Here is a 17773-nt window from a genome sequence, read left to right on the forward strand (position 1 = left end):
AAGCAACATTGCGCGAAGAACTGCCAAGGACCCAGAGACCCTGCCAAAACCCGACCCAATCGTCGCACGGATGGACTTGCCGGGCAACGCACGAACACTTTGATTTAATGTGAACCTGCCTCGGCCCTCGGCGCTGTTGGAATTCGGTCACAGGTCATGCCCGCGCGGCGGCCGAGAGGTGTCGAGATCGTGCCGGCGGGCTTCTGGAGGCTCGTGACTTGGGCGTCTCTGCGTAGGGTGCGATTGCCTGCGGCCTAGGCCGGCTCGCGACGATGCGGATCTCCCCAGGCGCCCGTGACGCCGGTCTTGCCTTCCGAGCTTTGGGCGGGGCCTCGATGTCAGTCCTGACCGGGGCAAGAGGGCGCCGGCCCGTGAGGCTAGGACGCCCGCCCCCTCGGCCTCCCGGGTGCCGGGTCCGAGATGGTCGCGATGCGACCTGATCCTGTCCTCGGTGCCGCGCCAGGGTGCACCACGGACCGCGCGGCCTCGTCTCACCGCCGAGCGCCGGCCGGCTCGGGGCGCTCGGTGACGGGGCGTTGGGGCGCGCGCCGGATCGAACCGGTCGTCAGGCCGTCGTCGAGCGAGCGGAATGCGGGACGCAATTTCTGATACCGTTCGTTGCGCCAAGCAGGGGGGACGTTGTCCCAGGCGCCGGCAAGGGCGTTACCCGGCATCCAGGCCATCAAGGCGGCGCCCAGAAGGGCGGCATGGACAGCTCGGTTCATGGCTACGTTTCCCTCTTCTCAAGAAGCTGGCGGCTTCTTGGAAGAGTTCGGGGCCGACGCGGAAAAGGTTGCAGACCGTTCGAATCTCGAACTGCGGTCGGGCCAAGACCCCGGGGCCGCGCCCCGGGGAGACCAGCCCGGCATTGCGGTGTCCCAGCGGCTCCGGGCCCGGTCTGCGCCCGGCCCGGTCGCAGCCTGACCGCAGCGGTCGGACGACACGACGAGATGGACGGCGTCGCGGCCTGCCGCCACCCGCGCGGAACCCGGCTCTCAGCGGGCAGGCTGCCGCCGCGCTTGCCCGACGTGGCCCGGAAAACCCAAGCCGAACCGATCCTGGGCTCGGGGCCGGGACAGCTCATCGGGATGGCGCGGAACAGATCCTGGGCGAACCGCCATTCGTGGGCGAGACAGAACCGGACTGTCTCGACATCGGCCGGTGGCACCGGCGCAGCCGCGGCGCAACCTCGCCGCCGAACTTCCGGACGATGCAAGCGCGGCACTTGGCCTGCGCGCCTGAGTTCACGGACAGCAGGTGTCCCTTATGCAGGGGGGAGCGCCAACAGGATCCTCTGACGTCGGCTGGACGCTCCCTCCTCCGGCCGTGGCCGTGTCCGCTTTCGGCGACGGGGAGAAGTTGTTCGGCCAGCCTGACCCCGACGACCCGGACGGCGGTGATTCCGGCCCGCGGAGAGCCTGGCCGGGACCGTAGCTAGCGGGCCCGCCAGACAAGGCGTCGCCGAGCCGTCGAGTCGTTGCCCTGACCCGTCGGCGGTCCGCAGCGAGGCCAGGGGTGGAAGATCTACTTCTCCTTCCGGATCTTGGCCTGGATCTCGCGCAGGCTCTTTTCGTTTTCCTCCTTCGTCTTCCGGGCTTCCTTCACCACCGTCTCGTCCTTTGAATGCTTGATGGCGGCCTCGGACATGTCGACCGCGCCCTGGTGGTGTGCCGCCATGCCCTTCATCCAGGCCAAGTCCGGATCGGGGTCCATCATGCCTTGCATCATCGCCTTGTTCATCTTGTCCATGGCTTCCATGGAGGCCTTCTGCAGAGGGCCCATGTTCTTCATGTCCATGCCCGACATGGACCCGCCCTGGCCGCCTTGGGCGAGCGACGGTGTCGCGCCGGAAGCCATGAGTGCCGTGGCTACGAGTGCGGTTCTCACTACCTTCATGCGAGCCTCTCTGTTCGTTTTACCCTGTGGGGGTACAACCCGGCGGCGTGATCCAGGTTCGCCGTCCGATCGCGCTTTTCTGTTGGGTTGGGTCGTAGGCCGGGCGCGAACAAGCCTGCTGCCATCCGGATGGCCGCGCCCGCCAGCCCCCCCGGCGTCCTGCAGCCGCGGTCTGGGGTGACGCCACGGGAACGCTGAGCTCCCGACGAGCGCGCCCGTCGCCGAGAAGGCCACGGGCGACGGGATGAGGGTGTCGGCGGGGCTTGGCACCCCGTGTCAGTGACGCCCTTCCCGGTGGTGGCCGCCCTCGCGCACGACCTCATGATGCTCCTCGTGATGGTCCGCCTCACCATGATGGCCGTGCGTCTGCCTGTGCTCGATGACGTGTCCATGGCGCTCCGCGCCGTGTTGGTCGCCGTGGGCGGCCCCGACTTCGTCGAGCGCCCGCGCCGGCCCTGCCGTGGACCCGAATGCGGCCGCGGCGGCCACGAGCAACCCGACCTGCAACAGTTTCGGCATCCCTTCACCTCCATCGTCGTTCTGCGGCTCAAGGAACGCGCTTGGCCCCATATACGATCCGGGGGTATACAGGCGTTTTTGTTGCCTCCGCGAGCGTTCCGAGCAAAATGGAGGGGCCGGCCGACAGCGGGCGGGCTGGGTCGCGGGGTGGGCAAATGGGCAGGTGGGGCCCTGTAACCATCTGCGCGTTTCCTGCGGATTGGTCCTGGCGGGCACTGCGTCCGTGCGAGGCGGCGGTACCGGGCCGGCCGCTCCGGTGGTCGAGCCCTTGCCCGCTCGCGGCTCGGGTTCGCCTTAGCCCCGGCGAAGGCTGCGCGGGCGGGTGGGCGCGTGTCCGGGGCCGGCACGCGCGGATCGAATGCGAGGCGAGCCGCGGTGACGTGTTTGATGGCCGGGTCAGACGCGTCTTCGCGGTGTGGCCGAGAGAGGCGTCTTGATCAGTCAGGAAGACGAGTTGCGGGCATTGCTATCGTCCGGCCTCGCCGGAAGCGCGGCGGACTACCGGTTGTTCCTGGAGCGACTTGGTCCCCACCTGCGGGCCTATTTCAAGGGTAAGCTCGCGCGCTCCGGACGCGCCGCGCCGGAGGCGGAGGACCTCGTCCAGGAAACGTTGATGGCGGTTCACACGCGACGGCACACCTACGACGTTGGCCAACCGGTCACGCCGTGGCTCTACGCCATCGCGCGCTACAAGCTCATCGACCATCTCCGGCGTACGCGCGCCTCCCTCGCCGACGTACCCGTCGAGGATGCGAGCGAGCTGGTCGCGCGCGACGACCACGCCGCCGTCGAGAGCACGCTCGACGTCGAGCGCCTGCTCGGTCGCCTTCCCGGCAAGATGCAGCAAGCGATCCGGGCCATGAAGGTCGAAGGTCTGAGCGTGGCCGAGGCCGCGACGCGCTCCGGCATGTCGGAATCGGCCGTCAAGGTCAGCGTCCACCGCGGGTTGAAGGCGTTGGCCGCCATGGCAGGAGGCAAAGGGGAATGAAGACCGACGAACTCATCGGCTTGCTCGGCGCGAGCTTCGCCAGCGAGCCTGCCAAGTCTCCCGGCATGCTGCGGCGGATCGCGCTCGGGGCCGCCATCGGGGCCGCCGGGGCACTCTGCCTCGCCCTTCTCGCATTGGGCGTCCGGCCTGACTTGGGTGAAGGCAAGTCACTGACCTTCCTGTTGGCCAAGCTGGCCTTCGCCCTCGCCGTCGGTGGCTTGGCCCTGCGCTATCTCGGTCGCATCGCTCGCCCAGGGGGCGAGAGGAGGGTGCATCTCGGCATCGCGGCCCTGCCGTTCGCGGCAGTCATGGTCCTCGCTGCCCTCAGCCTCGCCAACGCGCCGGCGGCCCACTGGGGGACCATGCTCACCGGCCATATGTGGCTCGAATGCCTCGTCTCCATCCCGGTGATCGCGGTGGTCCCCTTCGCGACCCTGATGTGGGCGGTCCGGAGGTTCGGCGCGCCGACGGACCTCGTCCGGGCCGGGGCCCTGGTCGGGCTCGCCTCGGGCGGCGTGAGTGCGATGGGCTACGCGATTCACTGCATGGACGACACCGTGCCCTTCATCGCGCTCTGGTACGGCGGGACGATTGCCCTCTGCACGCTGGCGGGCGCGCTTCTCGGGCCTCGCCTGCTGCGCTGGTAAGGCCGTCGGCTCACCCGTACGCAAGGGCGAACCGCTCCCGGCCCGCCGCCCGCTTCAGGGGCGGGTCAGCCCGGAGGCCTCCAGTTCGGCCGTGGGTACCCGGACAGGTCGCCCTGTCGAGCGGCCCGGACGCGCGGATGCGCGTCCCACGCCGCCTGCGTGAGCGCCTCCCCGTCGATCCGGAAGGCGCTCGTCCCGTCCTGCGCCACGACCGCCGGGCCGAGCGGATTGTCGAGGATATCGTAGAGCCCGGCCGCCTCGTTCCAGGCGCGGACCGAAACCGAACGGCCCTCGTCCATGAGGAAGGCGCAGTGCGTCCCCGCGGGATGGGGTGGCACGACAGCCCCTGCCCGCACGGGTGCGGCGGTCGCGCGCCCGGGAGGCGAGGGAAGGCCGGCGAGGAAGGCGAGCGCACGCTGTGCCAGAACTTCCTCGAACCCGCATTCCGCTACGCGCCTGGATGACGGCAAGGTCGAGAGGCCGGGCCCGATGGTAGGCCGCGATGTAGTCCCTGTCCTTGTCGGCGAGGCGGGCGAGCTTGGAAACGATCAGGTCGTCCGGGCCGGGGGCCACCACCGTCACAGTCGCCGTGCCGTGGCCTCTCACCTCCCGCACCACCGCGCGCGGGCCACGAGGGCGGCAGGCGGGCGGTGCGGTCGTCGACGCCGTCGATGTAGAAACCGTGCGCCGCGTGGAAGGGCGAGCCCTCGCCGAAGATGACGGAGATCTCCTCGGATGCCTCCGCGAGGTCGTCGTCCTGGGCTGCCTCCCAGGCCCGGGCGTTGGCGGGATAGGCGTCGATCTCGGGCGACATGCACATCGTGACCGGCGCGCCGGGCCAGCCTACGAGGATGCCTTGGCTGCCGACGACCACCACGGTGCGGGCCTTGAAGTGCAACGCCAGCGAGCGGGCGGTGCGCTCCAGGTCCGCGACCGTCCGGATCTCAATCGGACGGCTCACGCCGGAACGGAGGAGCCTTGGCGGCCGGCATGCGCCGCGCGCTGGGCGGCCGCGCCTTTGCGTGCCAGGCGCCAGATCCGCTTCCGGACGTTCGGGTCGCGCACGAACGACACGCCCTCCCCTTCCAAGAACGGCGAGGACAGCCGAAGCCGCTGCATACCCTCGTCCCACCGGGTGAGGAGTTGCCGGATCGTCCCCGGCGGCTGCCCGAGGATCTCGCGCCACTCGGAGACGAAGGTGCGCTCGGGGTAGTCCGCCTCAAGCCGCATGACGGCCATCTTGGCGCTATCGAGGATGCCCGGGTCGCGCGCGAGCCGACGCGCCACCAGCCGATGGATCATCAGCTTGGCACGGTCGTTCACGACTTCCCTGTTTACCTCGGGACGCACGGGATGCCTCTGGAGCCACACGCGTTTCGGACCGTGGGCATTATGCCCGACGCCCGGAGACCCGACAACGTCGGAGTTGGGGCTCGGTTCGACTTCCACAGAACTTCGGTCCCCGCGGATATGGGGTCTGGCACCGGTCTCTTTGACATCCTCCCCGCCCTGGAGGGCGGGGATTCCTACCGCGTGTCAGGCCGCGAGGGCCGGACCCGCCTCGGTGGGTTCCTGGGCCGACGCCCGAACGGGCGAAGTCTCTCCGCAGGCTTGCCGGGCGTACCCCGCCCTTGCGATGTTGACCGACGCCACGTCGTCCGCGTTCGCCGCGTACCCGCACGCCACGCACCGGAACACGGCCTGGCTCGGGCGGTTTTCCGCCGCCACGTGCCCGCATTCCGGGCACGTCCGGCTCGTGTTCGGAGCCGGCACCGGCAGCAGCCAGCCGCCGAGCCATTCCTGCTTGTACCCGACCTGCCGGCGGAACTCGCCCCACCCCTGGTCCAGGATCGCCTTGTTCAGCCCCGCCTTCTGACGGACGTTCACGCCCGGCTCCTCGACCGTCCCGGCCGCGCTCGCCGTCATCGCCCGCACGTCCAGGTCCTCGACGCAGACCACCGCGTGGTTCTTGCTGACGGTCGTCGAGGCCTTGTGCAGGAAGTCGGAGCGGATGCGGGCGATGCGTGCCTGGACCCGTTGTACCTTCGCCTTCGCCTTCCTCCAGTTCCTACTGAACTTGGTCTTGCGGGCCATCGCCCGCTGCGCCTTCGCGAGCGCCGCCTCGGCCTTGCGGAACGCGTTCGCCGGTTCGATGACGGTGCCGTCGGACAGCGTGGCGAAACGCGTCACGCCGACGTCGATGCCGACAAGCGTCGTCGACGGGTGGACCGGCTTCTCGACCTCGCGCTCGGTCTGGACCGAGACGTGCCACTTGCCGGCCTTCAGCGAGACGGTGACCTGCCCGACCGCGCCCTCGACGGCGCGGGAGGCGCGGTAGCGCATCCAGCCGAGCTTGGGCACGCGGATGCGCCCGTTCGGCTGGTCGAGCTCGACCTTCTGCGGGTGGCGGAAGGCGTCGTCCTTGCCCTTCCTCTTGAAGCGCGGGAGCTCGGCCCGCCCCTCGAAGAAGTTGCGGTAGGCGTGGTCGAGGTCCTTGAGCGCCTGCTGCAGGACCTGGCTGTGCACCTCCTTGAGCCAGGCGGTGGCGGGGTCGGCCTTCCAGGCGGTGAGATGCTTGCAGAGGTCGGCATAGGAGAGGTGCTTCCCGCCGGCGGCGTAACGTTCCTTCTGCAGGGCGAGGGCCTTGTTGAAGACGTAGCGGCGCGCGCCGCAGGAGCGTCTCATGAGCCGTTCCTGCGCGCCGTCGGGCCGGAGGACGAACCGGTATGCCTGGACGCGAAGCACGGACCAAGGCTAGAACGGAAGCGGAACGCAGGCAAGGGCCTTGGTACGGATGCCTGGATGGCGGCTGTCGCCGCCGGCGCTATCCATCCCCGCCCTTAAGGGCGGGGCTTTCCGCGCTTCTACTGTAACGCATCGTCCGCGCGTCCCGAAGTCGTCGGTAGCGGCGCCGTGAAGGCAAACGCGAAAGACGATGGAGCATTCGATGAAGTACATCCTTGCGACCTTGGTGGCCTCCACCCTCATGACCGGCGGCGCTTGGGCGCACCCGAGGCTGACCGGCGAGGCCGTTCCCTCGGCGGGCTGGAGCGTCCTGGAAGGCCCGACGGGAGCCGCGCCCGAGGTGACGGGCAGCCTCGGCCGCGTTTGGGAGGGGCGTGATCTCCAGGGACGGGACCTGAGGAGCAGCACGCGCGGGAACGCCCAGTTCCCCGAGCGTCCCGCCGAGGCTCAGAACCTCGGCGCCACTTCGGGCGGACCCGCGTTCTGATCAGCGTCGCGCACGTTGCGCACGCGGCTGTAACCCGCGGGCCCGCATTTGCGAACTTGTCGTCGTCGGGCTTGTCGCGAGCCCGGCGCGTCCGGGGCTAGGCAAGGCCCCCGATCAGTGGGATCCTGGGAGTGGATGTCGATCCGATCCACCATAGCGCGCCTGCTCACGGCCCTCGCCGTGCTCGGCCTGGTTGCTGGGGCGCTTGTCGCCCCCGCGCAGGCGCGCGCTTTCGCGGGCGGCGATTACCGGGACATCGTCGCGCAGCAGGACGACGTCGCGTCGCCGCACGTTGCGCCGATGCCTGCCGACATGCCGTGTTGCGATCCCGCACCCTCGGACCCGGACTGCCGCGACACCAAGGCCTGCCCCTTCGCGGCGGCCTGCGCCGCGAAGATCGTAGCAGGGATCCTGCCTACCCCACTTGCCGGTGATGCCCTGGTCGCCCCGGTCCTCCTGCCCGTTCGGCAGGACCATACCCGGCCAAGTTTGGCCGCAGCCCCGCAGGCCCCCCCTCCCAAACCGCGTTCCTGAGCCCGCCCGAGAGCGGTGCCGCCCCGTGCACGCGCGTGCACGGCAGCCTTCGCGCATCGCCGCCTCGCGGCGGTCCGAACGGTCGAGGCCCCGCGTCCAGACGCTCCGGAACAGGAACATCCCCGTGTCCATCGAACATCCCGCATCCCCGCCGCGTCCCGCCCCTGGGACCCCGGCGCATCCGGCGTGCCCCGAGCCGCGCGGCGCGCTTCCCCATCCCCCCGGCTCCGCGAATGGCGCCATGACGGGACGGGAAGGATTTTCCGCCGCTGACCAGGAGGGGCGCCGGCCGGCCGGAATGGGCGCATGGCTCCTGCTCGGGTTCGTCCTCATCGTAGGAGCCGTGGCGGGAGCCGGCGCCGGCTACGGGCTCGCGCGCGGCGCATGGGATATTCCCAACGCGGTCGCGACGCGGCTTCCCGCACCGGTCGCGGCGTGGCTGCCCCAGGCCGCGCGACCCATGCCCCCGGAGCTCAAGGGTTATGCCTTCGAGCTCCTGGATCCCGAGGCCAAGGCGGGCGAGGCGACCCTCAGGGTCCGCCTGCTCGACGCACGCGTCGGCAAGCCCGTGGCCGACGCGCTCGTCTACGCGCGCCGCCTCGACATGGCGCCCGACGGGATGCCGACGATGACCGGCAAGCTGGAGCCCGAGGCAAGCCCAGGACCGGGCATCCACGCCTTCAGGGCCGGCCTGACGATGGAGGGCCGCTGGCGCCTCTCGCTGGCCGCGAAGGTGCCGGGCGAGACCGGCACCGTCCACGACCAACTCGTGCTCAGGGCGGTCGAGTGATGGACCAGACGACACCGATCCACCTGGCGCGGCACCATGAGCGCGCCCCCCGGGGCGGCCATGCGAGGGCGTGGGTCGCGGGCCTCGTCCTCCTGCCCCTCGCCGTCGCGGGCGGGGCCCTTGCCGGGCTGAGGGCCGGCGCGGCGGGATGGCCCCTGCCGGCATGGTTGCCGCCGTCGGTCTCCGGCCCGCTCGTCGGTCGCGGCGCGAAGCCGGCCGCGGCCGCGGATGCGCCCGTCCTCTACTACCGTGATCCCGACGGAAAGGCGGCCTACGCGCTCGCCCCGGCGCGGACGCCCGACGGACGCGACTACCTTCCCGTGCGTGTCGGCGGGGATGTCGACTTCGAGCCCCGGCCCGCCGCGAAGGAGGCCACGGCGAACGCCACCTACGCCGCGCCCCCGGCCGGGGGCCGGAAAATCCTCTACTACCGCAACCCGATGGGCCTGCCCGACACCTCGCCGGTGCCGAGGAAGGACTCGATGGGGATGGACTACGTCCCCGTCTACGAGGGCGAGGCCGAGGAGGGCAACACCCTCAAGATCTCGCCCGGCAAGGTTCAGCGCACCGGCGTCCGCTCCGAGAGGGCCGAACGTCGCGTCGTCAGCCGCGCCGTGCGGGTGCCCGGCACCGTCACCCTCGACGAGCGGCGCGTCACCGTCGTGGCGACACGGTCGGACGCCTACGTCGACCACGTCGAGAACGTCACGACCGGGGACCGCGTGCGCAAGGGCCAGCCCCTGGTCCACGTCTACTCGCCCGAGATCAACGCGGCCGCCGCCCAGCTCATCGCCAATCCCGGCTTCGACGGGGCCCGGCGGCGGCTGCAGAACCTGAACGTCTCGGAGGAGGTGATCAACGAGATGGAGCGGACCCGGAAGGTGCCGATGGCCATCACCTGGTCCGCGCCTCGGGACGGCCTCGTCCTGCAGCGCACCGCCGTCGAGGGCATGAAGGCCGCGGCCGGCGACACCCTGTTCCGGATCGGCGACATCTCGACGATCTGGGTGCTGGCCGAGGTGCCCGAATACGACCTCGGCAGCGTCAAGGTCGGCCAGCCGGTCGGCGTGCGCATGCGCTCGCTCCCCGGGCGCGACTTCGTCGGCAAGGTCGGTCTGATCTACCCGCAGGTGAACACGCAAACGCGCACCACCCGCGTGCGCATCGAGCTGCCGAACCCCGACGGGGTGCTCCTGCCCGACATGTACGCCGACGTCGAGATCGGGACCGGCGCGACGAAGCCCGTCGTCGCGGTCCCGAACGATGCCGTCATCGACACGGGCGCGCGCCAGGTCGTGCTCGTCGACAAGGGCGAGGGCCGCTTCGAGCCGCGCGAGGTCAAGATCGGCGCCCGCGGCGAGGGCTACACCGAGATCCGCGAGGGCGTGCAGGCCGGCGAGCATGTCGTGACCGCGGCCAACTTCCTGATCGACGCCGAGAGCAACCTGAAGGCGGCGCTGCAGAGCATGGCGGCGCCCAAGTCCCCCGCCGAGCCCCGGGCGCAGGCCGAGGAGAACCCGGAATGATCGCGCGCCTCATCGGCTGGTCGGCCCGCAACCTCGTCCTGGTGCTGATCGGGACCGTCTTCGCGGTGGCGGCCGGTCTCTATAGCGTGCGCACCCTGCCGCTCGACGCCATCCCGGACCTCTCGGACGTGCAGACCATCGTCTACACCGAGTACCCGGGGCAAGCGCCCCAGGTCGTCGAGGACCAGGTCACCTACCCGCTGACCACCGCCATGCTCACGGTGCCGCGGTCGAAGGTGGTGCGCGGCTTCTCGTTCTTCGGGGTCTCGTTCGTCTACGTGATCTTCGAGGACGGCACCGATCCGTACTGGGCACGCTCGCGCGTGCTGGAATACCTGAGCGCGGCCGGCAAGCGGCTGCCGGCCGGGGTGACGCCGACGCTCGGGCCCGACGCGACGGGGGTGGGCTGGGTCTACCAGTACGCCATCGTGGCCAAGCAGCAGACGCTCGCCGAGCTGCGCTCGCTGCAGGACTGGGTCGTCCGCTTCGGCGCCTCGCGCGCCGAGGGGGTGGCCGAGGTCGCGGGCGTCGGCGGCTTCGTGAAGCAGTACAACGTCGTCGTCGACCCGAACCGGCTGCGCGCCCAGGGTATCAGCCTCAGCAGGCTCCGAGACGCCATCCGGTCGAGCAACGCCGACGTCGGCGGCCGCACGGTCGAACTCTCCGAGTTCGAGTTCATGGTGCGTGGGCGCGGCTACCTCAGAAGCGTCTCCGACATCGAGAACATCGTCCTGAAGACGGAGGCCGGCACCCCGCTGCGGGTGCGGGACATCGCCCGGGTCGAGCTCGGGCCGGACGAGCGGCGCGGCATCACCGAGATGAACGGCGAGGGCGAGGTGGCCGGCGGCATCATCCTGCAGCGCTTCGGCGCCAACGCCCTCACCGTTATCGAGGGCGCCAAGGCGAAGCTCGCGGAGGTCGCGAAAAGCCTGCCGGCGGGCACCGAGATCCTGGCGGTCTACGACCGCTCGCAGCTGATCGAGGCGGCCATCGACACCCTGAAGCACACGCTCGTCGAGGAGAGCGTCATCGTGGCGCTCGTCTGCATCGTGTTCTTGGCTCACCTGCGCAGCGCGCTGGTGGCCATCCTGATGCTGCCGGTCGGCATCCTGATGGCGTTGGGCGCCATGCATCTCCTCGGGATCGGCGCCAACATCATGAGCCTGGGCGGCATCGCCATCGCGGTCGGGGCCATGATCGACGCCGCCATCGTCATGATCGAGAACGCCCATAAGCACCTGGAGCGGGCGCCGCCGGGCAGGCCCCGGGTCGAGATCCTGGTCGAAGCGGCGGCAGAGGTCGGCCCGTCGCTGTTCTTCTCCCTCCTCGTGATCACGGTGAGCTTCCTGCCGATCTTCACCCTGGAGAGCCAGGAGGGGCGGCTGTTCGGGCCGCTCGCCTTCACCAAGACCTTCGCTATGGCCGCCGCGGCGCTCCTGTCGGTCACCCTGGTGCCGGCCCTGATGGTGCTGTTCGTGCGCGGGCGCATCATCCCCGAGCACCGCAACCCGCTGAACCGGCTGCTGATCTGGGTCTACCGCCCGGTCATCAAGGTCGTGCTGAGGGCCAAGGTGCTGACCATCCTGCTGGCGGTGGCGGCGCTCGGCCTGACCCTCTGGCCGGCCCGCCAGCTCGGCTCCGAGTTCATGCCGGACCTGAACGAGGGCACCCTGATGTACATGCCCACGACCTTGCCGGGCATCTCGTTGACCCAAGCCGGGGAGCTGCTGGCGACGCAGGACCGCATCATCAAGTCCTTCCCGGAGGTGGCGTCGGTCTACGGCAAGGCCGGGCGTGCCTCGACGGCGACGGACCCGGCCCCCACCGAGATGTTCGAGACGATCATCACCCTGAAACCGAAGGCGGAGTGGCGTCCCGGCGTGACGCTGGCGAGCCTCAAGGCCGAGATGGACAAGGCGCTGCAGTTCCCGGGCGTGTCGAACGCCTGGACGCAGCCGATCCGAGCCCGCATCGACATGCTCTCGACCGGCATCCGCACGCCGGTCGGCATCAAGGTCTACGGCACCGACCTGGCCGAGATGGAGAAGGTCGCCCGACAGATCGAGGCGGTCGTGCGCAACGTGCCGGGCACGTCGAGCGCCTACGCCGAGCGGGTCATCGGCGGCTACTTCCTCGATATCACGCCGGACCGGGAGGCGCTGGGGCGCTACGGCCTCATGGTCGGGGACGTGCAGGACGTCATCGCGACGGCGCTGGGAGGCGAGAGCGTCACGAACACGGTCGAGGGCCGCGAGCGCTACACCGTCAACGTGCGCTATCCCCGCGCCTTCCGTTCGGATCCGCAATCCATCGCCACCGAGGTGCAGGTGCCGTTGCCGGCCGGCGGCACGGTGCCTCTCGGCGAGGTGGCCAAGGTGCAGCTGACCCGGGGGCCGACCTCGATCCGCACCGAGAACGGGCAGCTCGCCGTCTACATCTTCGTCGACATAACCGGGCGCGATCTCGGCGGCTACGTCGCCGAGGCCCGGGACGCGGTCGCCAAGGAGATCCAGCTCGCGCCGGGCACAAGCGTCCAGTGGAGCGGCCAGTTCGAGTACCTGGAGCGGGCGGAGGCCAGGCTGAAGATCGTGGTGCCCGTGACGCTCCTCGTCATCTTCCTGCTCCTTTACCTGAACTTCCGGCGCCTGACCGAGACGCTCATCGTCATGCTGTCCCTGCCCTTCGCCCTCGTGGGCGGCGTCTGGCTGATGTGGTGGATGGGCTTCAACATGTCGGTGGCGGTGGCGGTCGGGTTCATCGCGCTCGCCGGCGTCGCCGCGGAGACCGGCGTGATCATGCTGGTCTACCTCGACCATGCCTGGGACGAGCGTCGGGCCGCGGCCCTCGCCGCCGGGCGGGAGACCACGCGCGCGGACCTGTACCAAGCCATCATGGTGGGCGCGGTCGAGCGGGTGCGCCCGAAGATGATGACGGTCGTCGCCATCATGGCGGGCCTGCTGCCCATCCTCTGGAGCACCGGCGCGGGGTCGGAGATCATGCAGCGCATCGCGGTGCCGATGATCGGCGGCATGGTCTCCTCGACCGTGCTGACCCTCGTCGTGATCCCGGCCATCTACGGGCTGGTGAAGGAACGGAGGCCGACGCTTCGGCAGGAACGGCGGGCCGCCGTGCACGGGGGCCTCCCCCGGGCCGCCGAGTGAGCGTGGCTGGACGGGCCGTCCCCGTGGCCGTGAGAAAACAGGAGTTGATTATGAGCGAATTTTTCCGGCCGTCCCGACGCATGGTGGTCCTCGGCCTGGCGGCCGCCGGCGTACAGGCGGCGTGGGCGGAGGATCTGCCGGAGGTCGTCGCCACGAAGGACCCGAGCTGCGGTTGCTGCGAGGACTGGGTCAAGCACCTGCGCGACGAGGGTTTTCGCGTCCAGGTCGTGAACGCCCCCGTGAACCCGGTCAAGGCGAGGCTCGGGGTGCCTCGGGATCTGGCCTCGTGCCACACGGCCCAGGTCGGCGGCTACGTGATCGAGGGGCACGTGCCTGCGTCGGCCATCAAGCGGCTGCTGGTGGAGAATCCTCCCGGCACCGGCCTCGCCGTGCCCGGCATGCCGGTCGGCTCGCCCGGCATGGAGGTCGAAGGGGTGGAGCCAGCCACCTACGAGGTGGTGCTGTTCGGCCCTGGCGTGCGCAACACCTTCGCGCGTTTTCGCGGTGCGCAGGCCGTCTAGCCGGGCATGGCGCGCCCGCCGTGGCAAGCAGGGGGCTTCTTGACCGAGATCGACCGGACCGCCGCGACATTGACCTTCGAGCGCAACGAGGACGACGGCGTGGCTTGCGGCGTCGGCCCGTGCATCGCCGTCGCCATCGTCAACACGAGCAAGACATCGGCCGGCTTAGGCCGCCTCGACAACGTCCGCCACGGGACGGGAGAGCCGAGGCGGCTCTTGCCGAGGGCCTCGGGGGGGCTGCGACACCGACGGTCTCGTCGAGCTGAGGATTGCGTGCGGTGACGATAGCCATCCTGAGGCCTTGGGACTGGGCGGTCGAAGCGCCGGCCGCCCTCGCGTGGGACCTCGGGCAAAACGGCAGGGTCGCGCCGCTAATCCTCGATCCAAGCGAGTTGCCGCCGGTACACCTGACCCTCGCCGCCACAGGACCGGCAATCGAAATCATGCCGCTGCCCCGTCCCCTTGCAGCTCGGGCACGTCACCAAGTCATATTGGGACCAGTCGTACCGGTCCGCCAGCTGCCGCTCCATGCGCCCGTCGCCGCCACAGGGTGGGCAGTCGTAGCCGTTGACCTGTCCGCTGCCGCCGCAGAGGCGGCACGGCACCTCGGCGTAGTCCGACAGGTCGACGCGCTCGGCGTGCCGTGCCTCGACCCGCCCGTCGCCGCGGCACACGGGGCAATCGAGGCCGTCCCGTCGCCCGCTTCCGTGGCAGAGAGGGCAATCGACCTCGTCGTATGCGGTTGGATCAATCCTGTCGGCGACGTGCCGCTCCATCGACCTCTCGCCGCCGCAGGCCGGGCACTCCTCGCCATGCCGGCGCCCGACGCCCGCGCAGACGGGACAGGGCACTTCCTGGTAGTCCCTGGCGTCGACCGCTTCCGCGTGGCGACGCTGCATGCGACGCTCGCCGCCGCATGCCGTGCAGAGGCTCCCTTTGCGCTGGCCCAGCCCATCGCAGACCGGGCAATCGACGGCTTGGTAAGCCGATACGTCGATTCGGCGGGCCTCCGCCGTGCCGATGTAGCCTTCGCCCCCGCAGGCCGGGCAATCGGAGCCGTCCCACGAGCCCGCACCCCCGCAGAGCGGGCAGGCGGTCATCGAGGCGTCCCGCAGGAACTCGTCCCGCGCCTCGACGACGGCCGCGGCGAACGTCGGTATCCGAGCCCCGGGCAGCGCACGGGCTCCCTTCGCCGAGCTAGCGACCTTGGCCGCGAACTTGCCGTAGGACCGACCGACGGGACCGGCCGTCGGCTTCGCGGTCGCGGCCCTGCTCGCGGTCTCTTCCAGCGCGACGATGTCCTGTTCAGCAAGGGCAACCGCGGCGTCGTGGGCCGCGGCGAACTGCGCGTTGGCCAGCAGGCCGCCGATCTCCTCGATCTGCCGAACGAGTTGCAGGACGGCGAGGCTCGCGTTCCGTTCGATGGTCCACCCCCGCACGCGCCGGTTGACGAGCATCTGCTTCACGGCCCGCACGGTCGCGAGGTCGACGTCGCGGGGCATGTACAGGCCCTTGTCGAAGTCCGTGTGGTGGTTCGGGCAGAGCCAGATGAGACCGGCGGGATGGTGGCTCAGGGTTTGCGAGACGGGCTCGATATGCGCGGCCTCGCAGTTCGCGCCGTGGTTGCAGATCGCGCAGCCGCAGTTCGCCTCAAGCTTGATCTCCAGGCGGATCTTGTCCGGCATGGACGGACGCGTCTTGCCTTCCTTGACCGGCCAAGGTTCCCGCAGGAACTTGTCGAAGGCGGCGAGCTCGGCTTCCTCGTACCAGCGCAGCCCGTCCGCGGTTTCGCACGCGAGCTTGCGCCGGATGCCGGCCTTGGCCCCGTAGCGCGTGAAGTGTTCGAGCAGTTCCGGCGACATTCGCAGGCGGATCGCCGCTTCGACCTCGGACAGCTTCCCTTTGCCTTCGGGCTTGGTGTTGCTTGCCATCCGGGGGCTCTAGCGTCCGTCGAAACAGTCTTTGGCGTGCCGGCCAGGGACGGTCGCCCGCCGAGGGAGACGACGCGGCGGTCACCCCTCGGCCCACCGGCTCGGGCCGGGCGCGCCCTTCTAGACTTGCCGGCGCCACCCGGCAACGACGTGCCCGGACCGGCTGGCCCGATGTACGTTCGGGCCGAACGGCACCGGACGCCTGGGTCGACGTGCTGCCATCCCTGAAGCCGTCTACGCACGCACTCGTCCCGCGGCGAAAGCGAAGGCCGCCTGGGTTCCTACTGGCCGAAGCGGGCGTACGACGGGCCATGGTGACAGGTGGCGTGATCGTGGCGTGTGAAGTGGTTGTCGAAACCGCGGTCGTGGGCGAGATGCTCGCACTCGTGATAGGAGTAAACGCAGCCCAGGAAGACCAGGCGATTATGTACCCGGAGTGTCTTGGCGGTCGGTGCGAGGCCGGCGCTCGAACCGTGATCGGACTCCGCGCCGTAGGGCGGCGGTATCATCCCAAGGCCCACGGCACCTGCCCCGACCGGAGTGAAAACCAGGGTGAGCGCGGAGACGTAGAGAACTCGTTTGCGCATCGCGCATCCCTCCCGGGCCGTTTCCTGCAGTTGAGATCCCCTGTCCGGGAGCGAGTAACGCGCGAGCGGCCGGAAACGGTTGCACACCCCTGGGGGGTTAATCGGCATGGCTGAACCGCGAAGCCCCCGGGATGGGGGAAGTTTAAGACTGTCCGGGCCGAATTACCTCGTCGTGGAGCGCGGCGCGCACACCGAAATCCGCGAAGGTCTCAGCTCCCGCCGTCGATGGCAGCAACCTGTTGGTCGTTACCCCCATGGGGTACGTTAAGGGGACATCAACCGTGCCGTGGGAGGGTTCGCTGACGAGGACTGCGGGTGAGGGCCCGGACGATGGGTGGAATCGGTGAAATGGCGCGAACGCTCGGCCTGCTCGGCTGCGGCCTGATCTGCGCGACGTTCGCGGCACCGTCACACGCGGCTGACCTGCCGCCGGCCGCGCCGGTGCCGGAACTGCGCGGAACGCTCGCGCCGGAGGCCGAGGTGTCGGGCTTTTACCTCCGCGGCGACATCGGTTTCAGCAACCAATCCGTGGAACGGCTCTCCAACAGCCTGGACGCGCTCGGGACGATCGAGAAGGTCAATCTCGGTTTCGCGGGCGCCCCGCTCGCGGGCGGCGGCGCCGGCTACCGCTTCGGCCGGTGGTTCCGGGCCGACGTCACGGGCGAGTATCGCAGCGCCGCCGCGTTCACCGGTCTTGAGCGCTACCGCGACGCGAGCCTGCCGCTCGGGTACGGCACCGACGAGTACACCGCGTCGAAGCGTGAATTGGCCGTGCTTCTCAATGGCTACGTCGATCTCGGCAATTGGTACGGCCTGACGCCGTTCCTGGGCGCCGGCGTCGGCGCGGTGCGGCTCACGCTCGACAATTTCAAGGACACGAACGTCGTCACGCAGGGCCTCGCCTACGCGAAAGCAGGCTCGAAGACGAACCTCGCGTGGGCGTTGCACGCGGGTGTCGGCTACGAGGTGAGCCCGAGCTTCACGGTCGAGCTCGCATACCGCTACCTCAGTCTCGGAGACGGAAAGACCGGCACGGTCTACAACTATGCCGGCCAGTGCGGGTCTTGCGAGGCGCTGACCTTCAAGAACGTCGATTCGCACGACGTGAAGCTCGGCTTGCGCTGGGCACCATGGGCCACGACCGCCCCGGCCGAGCAGCCGCCGCTGGTGCGCCGGTACTGAGGTCGCGCGGTCCCGCGCGGCACTCGCGCCGGTGGCGGGCTCCCCCGAGCCGGGACGGCGGCCACCACGCGGGCAGGATGGGGGCGCGCGCCCGGCAGGGGCGACTGGCTTGCAGCCTCAAATCGCCAGGAAACGGCTTCGGACGCTCCACCAACAGCAGAAGTGTTCGTGCGTTGCCGATATTGGCGGCCTGTGCAAGGATTGGCCTGGGTACGAGAGGGTCTCTGGGTCCTTGGCGGTTCTTCGCGCAGTGTTGCTC

The 17773-nt window shown here is 69.9% G+C and carries 17 protein-coding genes; 9 read left to right on the forward strand and 8 right to left on the reverse strand.

The genetic code is table 11. The features are described from left to right. Nucleotides 1-1524 precede the first annotated feature (1524 nt). Together MFF21_RS23550 and MFF21_RS23555 are read right to left on the reverse strand one after the other, a co-directional pair. Nucleotides 1525-1896, reverse strand: coding sequence for a DUF305 domain-containing protein (locus tag MFF21_RS23550; protein ID WP_096485543.1), 372 nt, complete (start codon nucleotides 1894-1896; stop codon nucleotides 1525-1527). A 276-nt stretch (nucleotides 1897-2172) separates the two neighbouring features. Continuing rightward, complete coding sequence (locus MFF21_RS23555; RefSeq protein ID WP_157914193.1) at nucleotides 2173-2415, reverse strand: hypothetical protein; 243 nt, start codon at nucleotides 2413-2415, stop codon at nucleotides 2173-2175. A gap of 433 nt (nucleotides 2416-2848) precedes the next feature. Between MFF21_RS23555 and MFF21_RS23560 the strand changes: the two genes are divergently transcribed. Then, complete coding sequence (locus tag MFF21_RS23560; RefSeq protein ID WP_183667249.1) at nucleotides 2849-3403, forward strand: sigma-70 family RNA polymerase sigma factor; 555 nt, start codon at nucleotides 2849-2851, stop codon at nucleotides 3401-3403. Next, the gene (locus tag MFF21_RS23565) at nucleotides 3400-4050 is read left to right on the forward strand and encodes an NrsF family protein (protein WP_012454454.1); all 651 of its coding nucleotides are present in this window, start codon (nucleotides 3400-3402) and stop codon (nucleotides 4048-4050) included. The genes MFF21_RS23560 and MFF21_RS23565 overlap by 4 nt, the downstream gene beginning before the upstream one ends. Before the next feature lie 65 nt (nucleotides 4051-4115). Here the strand turns inward: MFF21_RS23565 and MFF21_RS23570 are convergent, their stop codons facing one another. The 4 genes from MFF21_RS23570 to MFF21_RS23585 form a co-directional block, all read right to left on the reverse strand. Further along, entirely contained in the window at nucleotides 4116-4388 is a 273-nt protein-coding gene (locus MFF21_RS23570) for a hypothetical protein (protein ID WP_183667250.1), read from the reverse strand. A 110-nt stretch (nucleotides 4389-4498) separates the two neighbouring features. Then, nucleotides 4499-5011, reverse strand: a complete 513-nt coding sequence (locus MFF21_RS23575; RefSeq protein WP_183667251.1) for a hypothetical protein — start codon at nucleotides 5009-5011, stop codon at nucleotides 4499-4501. Next, complete coding sequence (locus tag MFF21_RS23580; protein WP_183667252.1) at nucleotides 5008-5373, reverse strand: hypothetical protein; 366 nt, start codon at nucleotides 5371-5373, stop codon at nucleotides 5008-5010. Before MFF21_RS23580 ends, MFF21_RS23575 begins: the two co-directional genes overlap by 4 nt. A 213-nt stretch (nucleotides 5374-5586) precedes the next feature. Then, a complete protein-coding gene (locus MFF21_RS23585; protein WP_183667253.1) occupies nucleotides 5587-6795 on the reverse strand; it encodes an RNA-guided endonuclease InsQ/TnpB family protein in 1209 nt (402 codons plus the stop codon). A 202-nt stretch (nucleotides 6796-6997) separates the two neighbouring features. Here MFF21_RS23585 and MFF21_RS23590 point away from each other — a divergent pair, with 202 nt between their 5' ends. The 6 genes from MFF21_RS23590 to MFF21_RS23615 all read left to right on the forward strand — a co-directional run bounded on the left by MFF21_RS23590 (nucleotide 6998) and on the right by MFF21_RS23615 (nucleotide 13814). Then, entirely contained in the window at nucleotides 6998-7282 is a 285-nt protein-coding gene (locus MFF21_RS23590; RefSeq protein WP_063111115.1) for a hypothetical protein, read from the forward strand. Between the two features lie 135 nt (nucleotides 7283-7417). Next, the gene (locus MFF21_RS23595; RefSeq protein ID WP_183667254.1) at nucleotides 7418-7816 is read left to right on the forward strand and encodes a hypothetical protein; all 399 of its coding nucleotides are present in this window, start codon (nucleotides 7418-7420) and stop codon (nucleotides 7814-7816) included. A gap of 298 nt (nucleotides 7817-8114) precedes the next feature. After that, entirely contained in the window at nucleotides 8115-8606 is a 492-nt protein-coding gene (locus MFF21_RS23600; RefSeq protein WP_238254885.1) for a FixH family protein, read from the forward strand. After that, entirely contained in the window at nucleotides 8606-10132 is a 1527-nt protein-coding gene (locus MFF21_RS23605; protein ID WP_183667256.1) for an efflux RND transporter periplasmic adaptor subunit, read from the forward strand. Before MFF21_RS23600 ends, MFF21_RS23605 begins: the two co-directional genes overlap by 1 nt. Continuing rightward, a complete protein-coding gene (locus MFF21_RS23610) occupies nucleotides 10129-13293 on the forward strand; it encodes an efflux RND transporter permease subunit (protein ID WP_238315040.1) in 3165 nt (1054 codons plus the stop codon). Before MFF21_RS23605 ends, MFF21_RS23610 begins: the two co-directional genes overlap by 4 nt. A gap of 50 nt (nucleotides 13294-13343) precedes the next feature. Further along, the gene (locus tag MFF21_RS23615; protein ID WP_238315041.1) at nucleotides 13344-13814 is read left to right on the forward strand and encodes a DUF411 domain-containing protein; all 471 of its coding nucleotides are present in this window, start codon (nucleotides 13344-13346) and stop codon (nucleotides 13812-13814) included. A gap of 371 nt (nucleotides 13815-14185) precedes the next feature. Here MFF21_RS23615 and MFF21_RS23620 read toward each other — a convergent pair whose 3' ends face one another. Together MFF21_RS23620 and MFF21_RS23625 are read right to left on the reverse strand one after the other, a co-directional pair. After that, nucleotides 14186-15745, reverse strand: a complete 1560-nt coding sequence (locus MFF21_RS23620; RefSeq protein WP_238315042.1) for a zinc finger domain-containing protein — start codon at nucleotides 15743-15745, stop codon at nucleotides 14186-14188. Between the two features lie 281 nt (nucleotides 15746-16026). Further along, nucleotides 16027-16332, reverse strand: coding sequence for a hypothetical protein (locus MFF21_RS23625; RefSeq protein WP_238315043.1), 306 nt, complete (start codon nucleotides 16330-16332; stop codon nucleotides 16027-16029). A gap of 348 nt (nucleotides 16333-16680) precedes the next feature. Here MFF21_RS23625 and MFF21_RS23630 point away from each other — a divergent pair, with 348 nt between their 5' ends. Further along, nucleotides 16681-17514, forward strand: a complete 834-nt coding sequence (locus MFF21_RS23630; protein ID WP_238315044.1) for an outer membrane protein — start codon at nucleotides 16681-16683, stop codon at nucleotides 17512-17514. The last annotated feature ends 259 nt before the right edge of the window (nucleotides 17515-17773 follow it).

Origin of the sequence: Methylobacterium organophilum (genome assembly GCF_022179465.1) — a bacterium.
GTDB lineage: Bacteria > Pseudomonadota > Alphaproteobacteria > Rhizobiales > Beijerinckiaceae > Methylobacterium > Methylobacterium organophilum.